A 2,429-nucleotide genomic window follows, 5' to 3' on the forward strand; every position below is an offset into this window, starting at 1 on the left:
GCCATAACCTACCACGACTACTTCTTCCAGACCGATCAGGTCTTCGGTAAGCGAAACATTGATAATTACCTGGTTGCCTACAGCAACATCTTCGCGTATAAAACCGATCGCAGTAAAGATCAGCACTGCTGTGTCGGATACCGTAAGGATATATTTACCTTCGGCATCGGTCATCGTTCCATTCGATGTGCCGCGTTGCAGAATGCTCACACCCGGTATAGGTTCATTCTTATCGTTTGTAACGAGCCCGGTAACTTGGCGTCCCTGCTGCAGCCGTATAGTACCGGCAACACCGCTGGCCTTTGCAACCGAGACCTGCAACACACTGACCATGAAGAGCAGTAGTATATTCCGGCATACAGGTTCGCGTAATATTCTTTCCATAGGTATAGATATAGGTATAGGTCAGGTTAGTTTGTTTCGTGAAAGCGGATAGCCGTGCCGCCACCTTTGGCCAGCTTCAGTTTTAGCACTGAAGCTTTTGTTACATCCTGTGTGAGTATATCCAGCGGCAGCGGGTTTGTCGTTACATCTGCTCCTACGCCATCCTGGTATATTTCGGCTATATATTTTTTACCGGGCGAGAGAAAATCCAGGCTGATATCTACCACGCGTTCATCTTCGTTGGTAATACTGCCCAGAAACCAGTCGGCACTGTTACGATCCTTACGGGCTATCGTTACATATTTACCAATCTCGGCCTGCAGCACACGTGTCTCTTCCCAATCGGTTGGCACATCTTCAATAAATTTCAAGGCAGGTTTTCCTTCGTAATTTTTGGGCAGGTCGGCTGCCATTTGCAGCGGACTATATATTACTACATATAGTGCAAGCTGTTTTGCCAATGTAGTGTGCACGCGAAAGGTGCCTTCTGTTTTAAACTGTATATCAAATATACCGGGGGTGTAATCCAACGGTCCGCCCAGGCAACGGGTAAAGGGTAATATCGTTGTGTGCGCAGGCGGATTGCCATCACTCCACGCTTCATACTCCGTGCCACGCGCTCCTTCGCGCGTCATCATGTTCGGGTAGGTTCTGCGCAGGCCGGTATCTTTTATCGGCTCATGCACATCGAGCATTACTTTATAGCGCGCAGCTGTTTCCATTACCTTGTGATAGTGGCGCACCATAAATTGTCCCTGGTGACGTTCGCCTGCCGGGCGCCTGTTTACATAGCCTGTCTTCAGGCGATGTATATCATACTGTGCGCAAAATTTGAATGCATCTTCGAGCTGGCGTTCGTAGTTCGCTATATTTCCACCCGTCTCGTGGTGCGCGATCAATCCTATATTTTTCGATTTTGCATAGCGGCTTATCTCGGCTATATCATAATCCGGATATGGTTTGGTGAAGTTGAAATTACCGGATACAGTCCAGTCGCCTTCCCATCCTTCGTTCCATCCTTCTGCAAGTACAGAGGAGAGATGATGTTTACTGGCAAAGTCTATCTGCTCTTTCATATTCGCAGTGGTAGCTCCGTGATTCGGGCCACCCTCCCACGTATGCGTCTTGATGTGCATGCCCCACCAGATGCCGTTATACTTTCCGGGTTTGATCCACGATACATCGCCCAGCTTGTTCGGTTCATTGAGGTTGAGAATGAGATACGATGTGATCAGGTCGCCAGGCTTATCGGCAATCTGTATCGTACGCCACGGTGTCTTCATCGGTGCGCTGGCTACTACGCGATCGCCATTGGCCCAGGGTACGAGGTCGCACTTCAGTGTTTTATTCCCGTTGTTGAACAACGTCATCGAAGCATAGTCGATGAGTGCAGCTTCGTGTATGCTGAGGTATAGATCATTGCTTTCGAGCGTAAGCGGTGTGTGCATCTTCTGCGAAAGCGCAGTAACGTTGTTCTTGTGAAAGAGGCATTCAGAATCCATGTCATCGCTATAGGCGGGAATCCACCATGCATCCATATCGCGTGCTATAGCAAATTCAGTCAACTCATCCATGATCACAAAATCTTTCAGGTTGGGTTGCTGTGGTATCTCATAGCGAAAGCCTATACCATCGTTATATACCCTGAACTCTACCTGCAGCTTGCGCTTTAAACCGCTCTGCTCCTGCAGCACAACGGTAAGGCTATTGTACTGATTGCGGATGTTCTTTACTTCACCCCAGGGCTGCGTCCACGTTTCATCGAATGACGATGGTTTGGATGCGATGACTTTAAAATCTTTTTCGAGGGCCGGTATATCTTTCAGACTGAAGCCGAGCCTCGAGTTGGCTATAACGGGCTGGTCGTTGCGCTGCACGTTGTAGAAGGGCACGCCCTGTTGCAGCAGCAGTTGTACTTTGATGGTGTGGTTGGGAGAATAGACTTCAAGTGGTCGGTTCCGGTCTTTGCCGGAGACCAGCGTTGAAACACAAAAAGTAATGGCCAGTAAGACACGAAAAGCCTTCATAGGATCGGGTTAATAACT

General features: G+C 48.7%; 2 protein-coding genes. Both read right to left on the reverse strand.

What is annotated here, in order from left to right; genetic code table 11:
- The coding region (locus VIN08_RS23955) for a carboxypeptidase-like regulatory domain-containing protein (RefSeq protein ID WP_331970875.1) at nucleotides 1-384 on the reverse strand (384 nt) is incomplete at its 3' end.
- Nucleotides 385-410: 26 nt separating this feature from the next.
- Nucleotides 411-2,411 carry a glycoside hydrolase family 97 protein gene (locus tag VIN08_RS23960; protein WP_331970878.1) on the reverse strand — a complete coding sequence of 667 codons (2,001 nt, stop codon included), beginning with the start codon at nucleotides 2,409-2,411 and terminating at the stop codon, nucleotides 411-413.
- Nucleotides 2,412-2,429: the final 18 nt, after the last annotated feature.

The organism is Ohtaekwangia sp. (assembly GCF_036568665.1).
GTDB lineage: Bacteria > Bacteroidota > Bacteroidia > Cytophagales > Cyclobacteriaceae > Ohtaekwangia.